Origin of the sequence: Pseudomonas sp. Z1-29, from assembly GCF_051131995.1 — a bacterium.
Classification (GTDB): domain Bacteria; phylum Pseudomonadota; class Gammaproteobacteria; order Pseudomonadales; family Pseudomonadaceae; genus Aquipseudomonas.
In genome coordinates this window covers 3,086,648-3,099,296 of the sequence record NZ_CP071645.1, presented here as the reverse complement: position 1 = coordinate 3,099,296, position 12,649 = coordinate 3,086,648, and the positions used below count along the sequence as shown (strand labels likewise).

Below are 12,649 nucleotides of genomic sequence, written 5' to 3'. Positions count from 1 at the left end.
GAAATAGTCGATGGAAAACAAATCAGCTCTTTGCAGTGCCGGCGGCGACGGGCCGCAGCAGCGCATCGCCGCTGGCCAGCATCGCCTCGTTCCAGGCAACGTCTCGATGCGCGGCCATGGCCTGGATATCACGCCAGTGACGCTGGAGCGGGTTGCCGGCGACCAGGGACGACGCACCGAGCCTTTCCACCAGACGGCGCACGGCCTGCACGCACTGGCCTGCCAGATAGGCGCGGTCGCGCTTGAGTTGCATCAGTTGTCGCGTATCTGGCGGCCGGTCATTCATACCGGCGTCATGCAGTCGGGTGATCAGCGAGTCATACAACAACCCGGCGCTGTACAGCTGTGCTGCCGAGTGGGCGGCCTGTTCGGCGATCCGCGGATCGCTCACCGCCAACGAACCGTTGAGCCCAGTGACAAACGCGCCAAGAGCACCCTCGGCGCACCCCAGCAGCGGACCGACGATCGACGTGGTGAGGTAAGGCACCAGGGGCATACGGTCGATGTAGTCGGACGCCGGTGCATGCGTGGCCTGCGCAAACACTTCATGCAGCGCGAATACGCGAGCATGCGGCACCAGCAATTGGCGGGTCAGTACGTCATGGGAGCCGGTCGCCGCCATACCACAGCTGTCCCAGCTGTCGAGTCTTTCGACTTCATCGGCGGCGATCAGCACCAGGAAACGTGGGGTGTGAGCCGCGTCCGGGTGGTTGGGGCAGGGGGCGTTGAGCATCAGCCAGGTCGCGTCATCGATCCCTGAACCGAAGCGCCAGCGCCCATCGATCCGTACCCCGGCGGATTCAAAGGTCAACCGGCTATCGGCACTGATGGAGGCTGAGGCGAAGAGCTGTCGTGGGCCATCGGTGTAGAGCTGGTCCGTGCAGGCAGGCGGCAGTCGTCGGGCGATGGCGCCGTGGCCGCCCACTAGCGCGAGCATCCAGCCCGTGGAGGCGCACGCCCGCGCGGCGATCCGCGCGCTTTCTACTAATGTGGGCCAGTGTCCGCTGCTCGTCACCGGCGCGCGCGGCGTCAACAGATCCAGCCAGCCGCCGGCAAACAATTCGTCGAAGGTGCTGTTGCTCAGCCGTCGATTCGCTTCAGCCGTGGCGGCCCGCTCGCGCCAGCCGGGCAAGTGCTCGACGGCCCGCTGACACAGCGAGGGTTGTGCGGCCGGATGGAACGCCTGCTCGGCAAGCTCAAGCATCGTCTGGCCCCCCGGCACTGCGCAGCGTTGCCACGGCGCCCAGGCGCGAGCCCTCGAAACAGAAGTCCGCAGGCTGCACCACCGGGCCCAACAGCCGAACCAAGCGCTCGATTTGCTGTGGATCGTCGGAGGCGACGAACTCACAGAAATTGCTGCTGTTCCACAACAGATGGACGCACTTGAACCGGGCGCACAGGGCGCTTGCCAATTCTTCGAAGGTGACCTGGCCATTCTGCATTTGCTCAAGCATCTGCTGGCGTTTCCAGTGGATTTCTTCCTCGCTGAAGTAGCGGGTCTTGAATTGCTCATCCTTGACCCGTTCCCTGCGCAGGTATTCCTCCGGGTCCGGGTGGTTAAGCTTTTCAAGGAAAAACACCAGGCCGCCAGGCTTGAGAAATTGCTGGATATGGGCGATCTGGCGGTCACGGTCGCGGCTGTAGAACTGGAACGCGGCCATCTCGTAAATGAAGTCGAAGCCCTGGCTGAAAAGCCTGTATTCGGGTTGCTGCAGCAGGTTCGGTGTCACCTTGAACACCGACTGCGGATAGAACCGCGACAGCGCCGGGTCGGCATACCGGTCGAAGGCAACCTGGTTGGCCCGATTCGGCGATGAGGTGAAACTGCGGATCAGTCCATTGGAATGGCCAGCAACGGCTCGGCCGTTACTGCCATCAAAGGCATCCACTTCGAAGAGACTGAAGGTCTGGCCTGTTTCTCGGGTATTGGCCTCGGCCAGGCGGGTCAGGGCTGCGCCGATCCTGGACAACTCCTCGAGAATGTACGGCACGCTGGCGAGGAAGTGGGAGAACAACGGTCCTGCCCCTTCGATCAGGCGATCGTGATAATCGAGAACTTGTGGATCCTGGATTTCGGCGCGCAAGTGGCTGCCAAGAGACTGCATGGGCACCTGGCTGGCGCCTGTCGCCAGACTGTGGAAATGCCCGGCGAGCTTGAGCATGGCGCTTTTTTGCAGGTCCCGGTCGAGGTCGGTGTCATCCATGGATTGCGGGGAAGTTTTCATGACATGGCGCTCCTGCTGTCAGATCAATCCTATGGTGGTGAACTTGCCCGAATCGGTTTTCGGCAAGGCCTTGAGGAATGCCCACTGGGCCGGAACCATGTGCCAGTCCAGATGCGCCTTGCAGTAATCGAGCAATGTCTGTTCGCTGGTCTGGCCATGATCGGCATCAAGCACGATGCAAGCCTTGGGCACGTGCCCGGTCGACTCGTCGGCAACCGGAACCACGAGGACCTCGGCGACCGCTGGATGCGCGGCCAGGCACTGCTCGATTTCTCGCGGATTGACGTTCCAGATATTGCGCGCGAAGACGTCGTCCTTGCGGGCGACGTAGTAGAGGTAGCCTTCGGCGTCCTGCTTGAACAGGTCCCCGGTGCGATACAGTCGTGATTGGCCGAAGGCATCATGGACAAAGGCGCTGGCATTGGCTTCGGGCATGTTCCAGTACTCGAGCATCAGGTAGTCGCTGGTCACCAGCAACTCGCCTGTTTGTCCAGGCTGCTCGATACGCAGGCCCTGTTCGTCTACCAGGTACACGCTGACTCCCGGCAAAGGCTTACCCACCGAGGTCGGTCGTTGGTCGATTTCTTCGGGCGGCAGGTAGCTCACGCGCTTGCACTCGGTGAGCCCGTAGTTGGAAAAAATCCGCACCGCGGGCAGGGCTTCGCGGATCCGCTGGATATGACGACTGTAGAGGGCCTGCCCGCTGCTGGAGATGTAGCGCAAGCCAGGCACGCGCGCCTGCCAGTGCGGGCCGGTATTGGCCAACAGGAAGAACACCGGGGGAAACACATGCATTGCCGTGGCCCCCTCGCGTTCGACCACCGCGAGCACCTCCTCGGCGCTGCTGGCCGGCCGGCTCTCGATGACACTGGTGGCCCCGGCATACAGCGGCATCATCACGTTGTACACCCCGTAGTCGGATGCCAGCGTGGAATAACTGAGGACACGATCATCAGGGCTGTTTTGCAGATACGCAGTCACCCGGCCACAGGCCGCCAACATGATGCGGTGATTGACGAGCACGCCTTTCGGATTGAAGGATGACCCAGAGGTATAAAAGATCGAGGTGGGACGTTCAGGGTCAGCGGGCAAGGCAGAGGAGGGCGCGGCCTTCTTTCCTCCGAGCGCAGCGACGGCATCGGCAAGCTGCATGACCTTGGGCACCGCAACCTGGGCTGGAACGGTAAGCAGGACCAGTTCCAGGCCAGCCTCGTCAATCAGGCCAGGCAAGTCATCCGTGCAGTCGGTGATCAGTACCCGGGCGCCCGAGTGCTTGAGCTGATGGATCAGCTTGGTACGACTCAAGGTGTGGTGCGTCGCTGCGCTGATCACTCCAGCCTGTAGCAGGCCCAGATAACCTGCGATCAAATCGACGGAAATGGGCGCGTACAGGCCCACCCGGTCACCGGGAGCAATGCCGAGCAGGGGGAGCACCGAGGCAATGTCATCCGCGCGCTGCTGCAGTTGCTGATAGGAAGTCGCTTGCCCGTCGAGGATGATGGCTGGCTTGGACGGGTATTTTTTTGCATTGCTGGCGATAACCTGATGGAAAAGCTGCATGGCTCAATATCCTTTTCAAGCTGAATGTCGCAAAGTCATTTACGTTTTCGCGCACACACCGAGACGTAGGTGCCTTGCCAGGTATAGGGAGCTATTGGCAAGTTTGCCGAATCGCTTAATGGCCAACTTTGCTTATCAAAAAAATGCCGCGACGCATAAATGTCGAAATCACCCAGCCAGGCATCAAATAACCCTTCGCTGTCCTGGACAGACAAGCCCGCTTCCTTGTCCCAGATGAAGGGTTCTCCGCTCGCTTGAAAGTACCGCGACAGGTCCGATAACAGATCAAGGAAAATATATCCGCCAGGCTTTACCGCACCGATAATCTTGGCCATTACCGTCTGAAGTTCATCTTGATTGAAGAAATGCAGAACTTCGGAACAGACCAGTACGTCGTAACCTTCACGCAACGGCTCGTACGTCAGAATATCTGCCTGCTGGAAATACAGATCCTTTAGCCAGGGATTGAGCTTGCGACTCTGTACCGTGCTGTCGACCATGTCCACGCCGCTCAGGCTATAGCCCTTGCGCGCCAGGGCGGTAAGGTTGCGACCGTCTCCGCAGCCGAGCTCAAGGGCATCGCCGGGGCCGTCAGGCAGGGTGGATAAAAACTGTTTGAACTCTTCGCGTAGTTCACCAAATAAAGCACCGTTATTACAGGCGCTGTATTCGCTGTCATACCATTCCTTCAGAACCGAACTGCCTACTATTTTCATGGTTATCCTCTGCCGACGACGATGGGCATTGCACAACAGTCCCTTCAGCGCCAAGGCGCCGAATAGAGCGATTAGTTGGGAAACGAGGAACTGAAGGAGAGTGACGGGATAACCGATGGAACTGTACTGAGGAAAACCATCATGAACTCCATTTGATTATTGTTATGGCATCCGCGCCAAATGATGATTGAAGCTGAACCGTAGCGGAGGGAAATATTTCATCGGCTCCATTAGCCTGTCAAGGCGATTCCAGGAATTGGATCCAAGATTTTTGTCACCGTCGAGTGACATAGCTGAGTATCTGTAGGCAATTGCTTATTGCTGGAACATGAACATTTATTCAGGCGGACTCAACACGCCGCGAATCAACGCGGCGAACGCTTCAATCACTTCATCCTGGGCATGTCGCCCCCGCACCAGGGCGCCGGCAAGTGCTTCCCCCGCACCGACCAAACCGGTGCAGCAGCGCTCAAGTTCTGCGCTTGCCAACGTCGCGTGAGGCTCAAGTACGCTCACGAACATCCGTACGCAGTTGTCGAGCAGCTCCTGGAAAACCGCCGCCTTCTCTTCACTGCCGGCCAGGGCTGCGCCGACCGCATGGAATTCGTCGGTGTTGTCTGCTGCGCACTGAATATAGGCGCTGGCCAGGACCTGAGCGGTTTCCTCCGGGCTTCGCGCAGTCCTGCTCATGGCCTCGCGAAAAGCGCGGACCCGCTCGGTATCAATCCATTTGTACAGCTCGATCAACAGCGCCGAGCGGGTAGCGAAATGATCGTACACCACCGGTTTGGAAACGCCCGCGCGGACGGCCAGGCGGCCGAGGGTCAAGCTGTCGGCGTTTTCCTCGCGCACGATCAATAACGCAGTGTCCAACAGCTGCCGGCGCCGTTCGGCTTTCGAGAGTCGGCGGGAAGGGGAGTTGCCTGTAGCGGTTTTAATGGGTTTCTGCACGGTAGCGCATCCAGATCAATAAAACCTACCAATGGTAGGTGACAAGGCGTGAGAGCGTGATAGTTTACCTACTAACAGTAGGTTTTAGTCCAGAAACGAGGAGAACTCACGATGTCACTTGATCCTATCTTGTTCATGGGTGGTTCCGGCGCCATTGGTCACCAGACTGCCCGAGCGCTGCGCGCCGCTCATCCCGACGTACCGCTGTTGATCGGCGGCCGTGACCTTGCCAAGGCTCGGCAGGCCGCAGAGGAAATTGGCGGGGCGCAGGGTGTGGTGATCGATTCCACTGCGGACGATCTGGGACTTGGCGCTCGCCCGGTCAGCGGGGTTGTGGTCTTTTATATGGACCACGCGATGGCAGGATTGCGCTATGCACAAAAGCGCGGGGTGCCGCACCTCAGCATTTCTTCCGGCATTTTCGAGATCGCGCCGGAAATCGCCACGTACATGCACATGCCCGATGCCTCGCCCATAGTCCTGGGCTACGAATGGATGGCGGGCGCGACGACGGTGGCTACATTGAGCTGTGCCCAGGCGTTCAGCCGAGTCCAGCAGATCAGCATCAACGCGCTGGTCGATGAACAGGACACCGGCGGGCCGACCGTCGCCAGCGACTTTGAACACCTGAACAAAATGTTGCCCGCCGCGCTGACACGACGCGACGGGGTGTTCGTCTGGCGCGAAGGCAAGGACTCCAAGGCCAGCTTCCACGCTGTGGATGGTACGCAGATCGAGGCCTCAGGCTTTTCGTCGATTGATGTTGTCGGCCTGGCCACCGCCACAGGTGCGCCTGATGTTCAATTCAACATTGGCATCGGGGTCAGCTCAACCCGACGCCAGGGCGGGCCGATGTCCACCGAGATCATCATCGAACTCGCTGGCGAAGACCTCGAGGGCAAACCGCTGCGCACCCGCTATGCCGTCGTCCACCCAGCGGGTACCGCACCGCTGACCGGCCTCAGTGTGGCAATGCTCCTGGAGCGTCTGCTCGGGCTGGACGGCCAACCATCGCCGCCGCCAGGGCTTTATTTCCCTTATCAACTGCTGGACGCCAGCGCGTATCTGCGGCGTCTGGAGGAGGAGGGGGGTGAGCTTCGTCAGCTGCAATGATGTGGCTTGATCAGCATGCCTCCCTCGCCACGGGGTCACGGGGTAATTTCAAGAGTCTTTGTTGCCGCAACACCGGTGCACTGGTTGGAAAGAGCACCTCATCCGGCCGAAAGCGGGCGAGGCCGCAGGCGGCGGCCACGCGTTGGCGTTGCTGGCCCCGGACGAGTGCTTGCTCAAAGCTGCGTTCGCTGTGGGCCAGCCCTAGCATGTAACGAGTCCCCGCCTGGAATTGGCCGCCATTGGCCTGCCACCAGGCTTCGATTGCCGACGGGGCGGGCCAGGACAGGTTTTCATCGGGGTCCATGGCGACATTCGAGTCCTCAGGGTCATCGTTCGGCCCTGCCGCGAAGTCCGGTGAGCTGCGCAGCTCCAGGTCGAGCAGCGCCAGGTCGGCGCCGGTGATCAGGCTGAAAGCTTCGCCAGCGACCCGGGCGTAAGGCCGGTCGTTCATCTGCTGGATCAACCACGGGATGCTGACCGGATCGCCCAGCAGTCCCAGGGCCTGGATGCCCAAACGCCTGTCCCTGGGATCCTGAACGCACTGGCGTATCCAGGCGATGCTGGGTTCGCGGTCCTGCCAGGCCAACAATACGCAGACCGCGCGATACTGAAACTCGCCCGGTTGCTCGGCAAATTGACGCAGAGGCTCGAGGGCCTGCTGGTCGGCCATCTGGGCGGTGGCCCAATTGGCCCAGAAGCGTGTGGTCGCATCCTCATGCAGACGGTGGGCGCGAATTTCCGACAGCAAGTCCCGACGTCGCAGCTCGCCAGCCGTGCGCGCGGCACGCGCCAGCACGCTTGGGTCAGCCTCGGACAGTCCGGCAAGCAGGGCTGGGCCAGGATCACGGCGATGCATGCCGCAGGCGGCCAGGCCGAGGCGACGGAACAGCGGCTCCGGAGCGGCGAGCATGCGCTCGATCCAGGGCGAGAGCCGCTCCCAGTCCAGCCACCCCAGGGCCATCAGATAACCACGCTCGGTTTCTATCGCACCGCGCAGATGCTCGCTGAGCCGCGACAGCACCTTGGCCTCGGCCGCCTCGAAGGCCAGCACTACGCTAGCGAACATCTCGCCGACAGCGTCGGGGCCGAGCTGGGCCAGCAGAATCTCCAGGCCGGTTGGCCCGGCGATACGCAAGCCATCGAGGTGAGCGTCGATGCGCTCCTCCAGTTTGCCCAGGTCGTCGAGGTCATAGTGGGGGGCGCGTAATGCGTAGTCGCGCAGGATGGCAAGGAAAGCTGCTTCCTCAAGGTGCAGGTCAAGGACGACGGGCAATGTCTTCATCACGCGTCGCCGCCGAGGCTTGGGCGGGTCGGATCAGTCAATTTGCAGGCACCGTTTCCAGTTTGTACCGTCGAACTCCATCACGTCCTTGGGCCCGATGGACCACATGATCCCATCGGCTGCACTCAGGTGATAACAGGTGCTCGGTGCGTCATCGCCGAAATCGACGGGGATGAGCTTGTCGTCTTCCAGGCGATAGACGAAATGGGTGGAGGACACGTACAACTGACCGTCGAAATACTCCATGCCCCAGAGGTCTTCCCGGGTGCTTTCGTGGTCGATCACTTCCCATTGGTCATTGCGCCCGCGCAGCAAGGTCCCGAGTTGGCCGCAGGCATAGGCAAAACCGTCCGGCGCGCAGCGAACCTTGTAGAGCGCCAGGTTGGTCGGGCTGTTCCGTTGGGTGAAGACGGAGCCGTTGTATTCCCAGATTTCGCCTTCCCAACCGACGGTATAGATTTCCTGCTCGCTGAACCCGTCGATGGATTCGAAGCTGGTGTCGGTGATGGGCGTATCGCCGACCTGGGCGCTCTGGTCGATGCAACGCCATTGGTCTTCGCCGTCGCGAACGTAGGCTTGGCGGCAGGTACCTACGGCGTAGGCGCGGCCTTTGGCGATGCCACGGATTTCGCGCAGAGGGCCGCGTTTTTTTGGGTCGACTCCGCAGGTTGCGATGGGGGCCTCTTCTTTGATGGATCCTCCGCCACTGGCTCGTACAGAGCCATCGTTGCCCAGCACCAGATAACGTTCGGCCGGCACATGGCAGACCGTTCCGGAGCAGGCAAGCCATGGGACCGTGCCGGCGCCCCAGGTTCCCCGATACAGAGTGAACAGTATCGACCCTGTATAACCCTCACTGATAGAGGTGTCGTTCGTGGTAACCAAGTAACTCAGGTCGCAATAACGAACGACTCCAGTACCAATGCTGAGTCCACTGAAACGTGGGTCTAGAGGGTCCATCTCAATCTCCTGATATGAATGACTTAAACGCTACACTCGTCATCAAACATTTCACGCGCAGCTTTATCGCGTTCATGTTGATTGCTGGTCATGGAAGCGCTCGCGTTGATCGGTTTCTCCTCACCTTTGTCCTTTGCTTTGTCGTGATACGCGTTCAACTGGCCTTCCAGGCACTCCTGAGAACATTCGGAGTCCGGGAAGGTTTTTCTGGCAGCTTTTGCCCCAGTCTCCGTGGCCTTGGCCCTTGACCATTCACCTTTGGAGTCTGCCTCGCGCAAGGCGACCACGCCACGGCGGGTGTGCATCTGCCCGTGGGTGGCGGTGGTCTGATTGGGGCCCTCGACGCACATTACCGGGGCCTTGTCGGTCTTGTAGTTGCTCCAGCCATCCTTCGTCGGGTGCTGGTTCCTGGACTGACCTGCGGAGTCCGGCCCGGTGGTAAAGGAGGCCGAATCGATGAGGTGGTCACCGGTCTGTCCCGGGCAACACCTGTTGGGCTTGTAGGGGGCAAGGAAACAGCGCAGCGCCCTTTGACAAGCATTGGCGTTGATCGATGTCGCCAAGGACGAGTATTCATTTTTGACTCCCTTGTGTGCCGCCCGATAGGCTGGGTCCGTTTTAAAGCCTTCGCCTGCGGTTTTTTTTGCAGCGCTACGGGCTTTGATGGCGTTTTTCAGGCTTTCGGTGTCCGGGCAGCTCGTTTCCTTGTTGGTGCCCTTGCAAGCCTCGTTTGCCTGCGCTCTTTCGCTTTCACATTGCCCCAGCTTCTCGGCGAGCGCCATTCGGTCAGCATAAGGCCAAGGCACCGTATTCCCAGGCTGAGAAGCATGGTTATGAGTAGTCAGATCCATGTGCCGAACAACATTCTTGCCTTCATACTTCACATCCATCGACCAGGACGTGAAATACACCTTGCCCTTGTTCCGGCTGGTGACGATGCCTTTTTTCGGCGCATTCCCAGCCTCGTCGCCATAGCTGGTCTTGAAGAAGCTCTTGTCCTTAAGCATCACTTCCTTGCCACTGATCTTCACCGTTCGACTGCCCTTGGTCGTGTCCTTGGCCATGCCAGTGTTGGGGTAGGGAATGGGCACGCCGAGGGGAGTGGCAGCGGTTTGCGGGGGGGTGAAGCAGACATCCGGGAAACAGGCGATCGACTTGCCGTCGGCCGCCTTGCAGGAAACTTCCATGTTGTTGGCAAAGACTTCGTTGGCCATCAGGCAGCCCTCACAATCCGGTAGCTGAGCAGTGCGGCCGCGCGCTCGCCGGCGTCGTTGCCCAGGTGGCAGAAAATATTCGGCCCTTCGCCGTAGCCCTTGCGACTGGCAGCCAGGGCTACGGCGAGCATTGCCGGGCCAATGGCCGCACCGACTTCGCCGATGCAATCCGCCGGATGCCAGAGATGGAAGAACTCCTTGCGTACCCGCAGGCTGCGACTCAGGGCCAGGGAAGCCTCCTTGAAGTAGTACTGTTCGCCGGAAATATCCGTCAGGCGATAATCCATCTGCTCCAGGCCGCAGCCCGCTTCGTTCAGCGCTACGCGTACAGCCTGGGTCAGGCCTTCGGCGCGCAGCGGCAGGTCTTCGGATTCCACGGTGGCCTGTTCCAGGCCGAAACCCAGGCCGATGCAGGTTAACTGCGGCGTTTCGCTGGCGACCGGGGCGGCCAGCACCACGGCAGCGGCGCCTTCGCCGGGAATGAAACCGTTGGAGTTCTGGCTGGTGAGCAGGCGCTCCCGCGCTTCGAAGACGGTCAACGTCGCTCCACTCAGGAACGAATCGACGCCGGCGACCAGTACGTGGCGACGACCGCCCTGGTAGATCAGCGTGCGCGCATCGAGCAGGGCCACGGCAGCACTGACCCGTCCCCGGGCAATGACGCTGGAGTCAGGATGAAAGCGCAGCCCCAGCTCTGTCTCGATGGCCTGCAACAGTCCCTTATCCAGGCCGCTCAGGCGTCCGGGACGCTCGGCTTCCGCCACGCACAGCAACAGCGGAGTCTTTTCCGGATCGACCCCTGGGGTGCCCTGCAATGCCTCGGCGATGGCGCGAGCGGCCATCTTGATCAGCTTGGTGTGGCCGCGCCAGGGCTGTTCCAAAGGTACGCTGGCGCCAATGATCCATTCGCCGCCGCGGTCGATGAAGCGGGTTTCCTGGAAGTTGTCGATGGCGCAGCGGATCGCCGCGCAGCTGGCCGGTGCGCTGAGGCCAACAGCGCTGACCATCCCCGAACCGATGACGCACAGAGCACTCATCAATCGGTTTCCTCAGGAGCACGTTTGGCTTTGACCAGGGCACCCAGCGACGGGTAGTACTCCTTGCCCAATTCACGCGCACGCCACCAAGCCGTGGACATCGTCCCGACCAGCACCTGGGCAATCTCGAAAATGTTGCGCCGTAGCGGCCGGGAAATCCGCCAGGTCAGTTGCACCTGGTGGGCGTCAGTGTCAATCAGCAAGGTGTCGATCACCGCCGAGACCGTTTCATAGCCGCCTTTTTTCATAAAAAAAGTCACCGGCACAGCCATTTCGGGAATGCGAAAGCCTGCCCGCTCCCGGGAAGTGAGGTTCAGCAACAACACCTCTTCGCCGCCGCGCAGGTAATCGGTTTGCTGGTCTTCAGGCGCTGCCTGGAAATAGCGGTTGTCGAAATCCCCAGGCAGGAACGGAAAGCAATCGGCCAGCCAGGCATCGTCGTAAGTACCGGCGAAGCGCGCGCGTTGCGGCCAACTGCGCCCAATTGGCCCGAGGGCCATGGGGCGGAAATCGCCAGAAGGGCTGTCGATCGGCTTGCCCGGCTCTTCGCTGTTCGGCATCGGCCGGCCGACGATGCCAGCGTCATCGCAACTGCCTGGATACCAGCCACAACCGCTCGGGTTGTCCTGGTAACAATGACGCATGTCGGGGATCTTCTCCATGGCATGAGAACCGCCGAAAGCCTGGGCATAGGAGATAGCCTGCGCGGTAAAAGGCTGCGGTAAGCCGGCATGAATACCTGAGATTCCCAGTTGCCACTGCCGGGGACCGAACACTGAAAAAGCCTTGCTCACCCGACCGACACGAATACCGGCGGTCAACTGCGTCACCGGTCGACCACCCGGTGCATAAGCTTTGCCCGATACCAGCACGTCGCAGAATGGCTTGAAAGGCGCAAAGTCCATTTCCTCTCGTGGCGCGCTGAGGCCCGGCTCGCCGAAGAAGGTGTCGGCCATCAGCAGCGGTTGCTGGATATCTGTGAGGGTCGCGGCACGCCCGTCCAGCGGTAGATCGAAGGTGCCCTTGGCCACGACGACCAGGGATTCGCGGCCGTCGCTCGCCATACCCAGGGTATAGGCAGCCTGCAGTTTGCTGGCGTTGAGCAGTTCCATGAGGCGACCTACCTATCAGTTGATTTGCACCGAGCCGCCCTTGATGCGGTTGACCCCGCTGGAGCGGCTGGAGAGGTAGGTGCCCCGGATGATCACCTTGCCCGCGCGGGTCAGGGTGATGCTGGCCTTGCCGCAACGCAGGACGATCTCCTGTTTCGCGCTGAACTCCAGCCGCTCGCCATCGAGGTGGGCGACCGTTGGCGTTGCGCTTGCCGGCAGGCGCTGGATGCGGCCGATCACCAGCGGCCGGGCCGGGTCACCGGCCTCGAACATCAGCGCGACCTGGGCGCCGATGTCGTCACGACAGAGCGCGGTGGTGGTGCGCGCGGCGAGGCCGGTTTCGCCGGGACAGCCGGGGAAGGCCACGACCGGAGCGTCCGGCGTGGGTACGTCCAGCAGCACCCCGATCACGACGCCATCCACGCGCGTCGGCGTGGCGGTGGAAGATACGGGGAGATGATATTCAACGGTCATGACGC

Annotated in this window: 12 protein-coding genes; 1 reads left to right on the top strand and 11 read right to left on the bottom strand. The window is 61.0% G+C overall.

Translation table 11 applies throughout. The features are described from left to right. Positions 1 to 22: 22 nt before the first annotated feature. The 5 genes from J3P84_RS14095 to J3P84_RS14075 all read right to left on the bottom strand — a co-directional run bounded on the left by J3P84_RS14095 (position 23) and on the right by J3P84_RS14075 (position 5,452). The gene (locus J3P84_RS14095) at positions 23 to 1,204 is read right to left on the bottom strand and encodes a hypothetical protein (protein WP_434623712.1); all 1,182 of its coding nucleotides are present in this window, start codon (positions 1,202 to 1,204) and stop codon (positions 23 to 25) included. Next, positions 1,197 to 2,225, bottom strand: coding sequence for a class I SAM-dependent methyltransferase (locus J3P84_RS14090; protein ID WP_434623710.1), 1,029 nt, complete (start codon positions 2,223 to 2,225; stop codon positions 1,197 to 1,199). The genes J3P84_RS14095 and J3P84_RS14090 overlap by 8 nt, the downstream gene beginning before the upstream one ends. Before the next feature lie 18 nt (positions 2,226 to 2,243). Further along, entirely contained in the window at positions 2,244 to 3,785 is a 1,542-nt protein-coding gene (locus J3P84_RS14085; protein WP_434623708.1) for a class I adenylate-forming enzyme family protein, read from the bottom strand. Between the two features lie 35 nt (positions 3,786 to 3,820). Further along, on the bottom strand, positions 3,821 to 4,501 hold the full coding sequence (locus J3P84_RS14080) for a class I SAM-dependent methyltransferase (protein ID WP_434623706.1): 681 nt from the start codon (positions 4,499 to 4,501) through the stop codon (positions 3,821 to 3,823). A gap of 336 nt (positions 4,502 to 4,837) precedes the next feature. After that, positions 4,838 to 5,452, bottom strand: coding sequence for a TetR/AcrR family transcriptional regulator (locus tag J3P84_RS14075; RefSeq protein ID WP_434623704.1), 615 nt, complete (start codon positions 5,450 to 5,452; stop codon positions 4,838 to 4,840). 111 nt (positions 5,453 to 5,563) lie between these two features. Here J3P84_RS14075 and J3P84_RS14070 point away from each other — a divergent pair, with 111 nt between their 5' ends. After that, a complete protein-coding gene (locus J3P84_RS14070) occupies positions 5,564 to 6,565 on the top strand; it encodes an NAD(P)-dependent oxidoreductase (protein ID WP_434623702.1) in 1,002 nt (333 codons plus the stop codon). Positions 6,566 to 6,575: 10 nt separating this feature from the next. On the opposite strand, the gene J3P84_RS14065 is transcribed toward J3P84_RS14070, so the two are convergent. Genes J3P84_RS14065 through J3P84_RS14040 form a run of 6 tightly spaced genes read right to left on the bottom strand, consistent with a single transcriptional unit; the run spans position 6,576 to position 12,644 of the window. Then, complete coding sequence (locus J3P84_RS14065) at positions 6,576 to 7,847, bottom strand: TIGR02270 family protein (RefSeq protein ID WP_434623700.1); 1,272 nt, start codon at positions 7,845 to 7,847, stop codon at positions 6,576 to 6,578. 33 nt (positions 7,848 to 7,880) lie between these two features. Continuing rightward, positions 7,881 to 8,807 carry a hypothetical protein gene (locus tag J3P84_RS14060; RefSeq protein ID WP_434623698.1) on the bottom strand — a complete coding sequence of 309 codons (927 nt, stop codon included), beginning with the start codon at positions 8,805 to 8,807 and terminating at the stop codon, positions 7,881 to 7,883. 23 nt (positions 8,808 to 8,830) lie between these two features. Continuing rightward, positions 8,831 to 10,021, bottom strand: a complete 1,191-nt coding sequence (locus J3P84_RS14055) for a PAAR-like domain-containing protein (RefSeq protein WP_434623696.1) — start codon at positions 10,019 to 10,021, stop codon at positions 8,831 to 8,833. Then, the gene (locus tag J3P84_RS14050) at positions 10,021 to 11,058 is read right to left on the bottom strand and encodes a hypothetical protein (RefSeq protein ID WP_434623694.1); all 1,038 of its coding nucleotides are present in this window, start codon (positions 11,056 to 11,058) and stop codon (positions 10,021 to 10,023) included. The genes J3P84_RS14055 and J3P84_RS14050 overlap by 1 nt, the downstream gene beginning before the upstream one ends. Then, entirely contained in the window at positions 11,058 to 12,170 is a 1,113-nt protein-coding gene (locus J3P84_RS14045) for a DUF2169 family type VI secretion system accessory protein (RefSeq protein ID WP_434623692.1), read from the bottom strand. The genes J3P84_RS14050 and J3P84_RS14045 overlap by 1 nt, the downstream gene beginning before the upstream one ends. A 15-nt stretch (positions 12,171 to 12,185) precedes the next feature. Beyond that, positions 12,186 to 12,644, bottom strand: a complete 459-nt coding sequence (locus J3P84_RS14040; RefSeq protein WP_305501128.1) for a DUF6484 domain-containing protein — start codon at positions 12,642 to 12,644, stop codon at positions 12,186 to 12,188. Between the last annotated feature and the right edge of the window lie 5 nt (positions 12,645 to 12,649).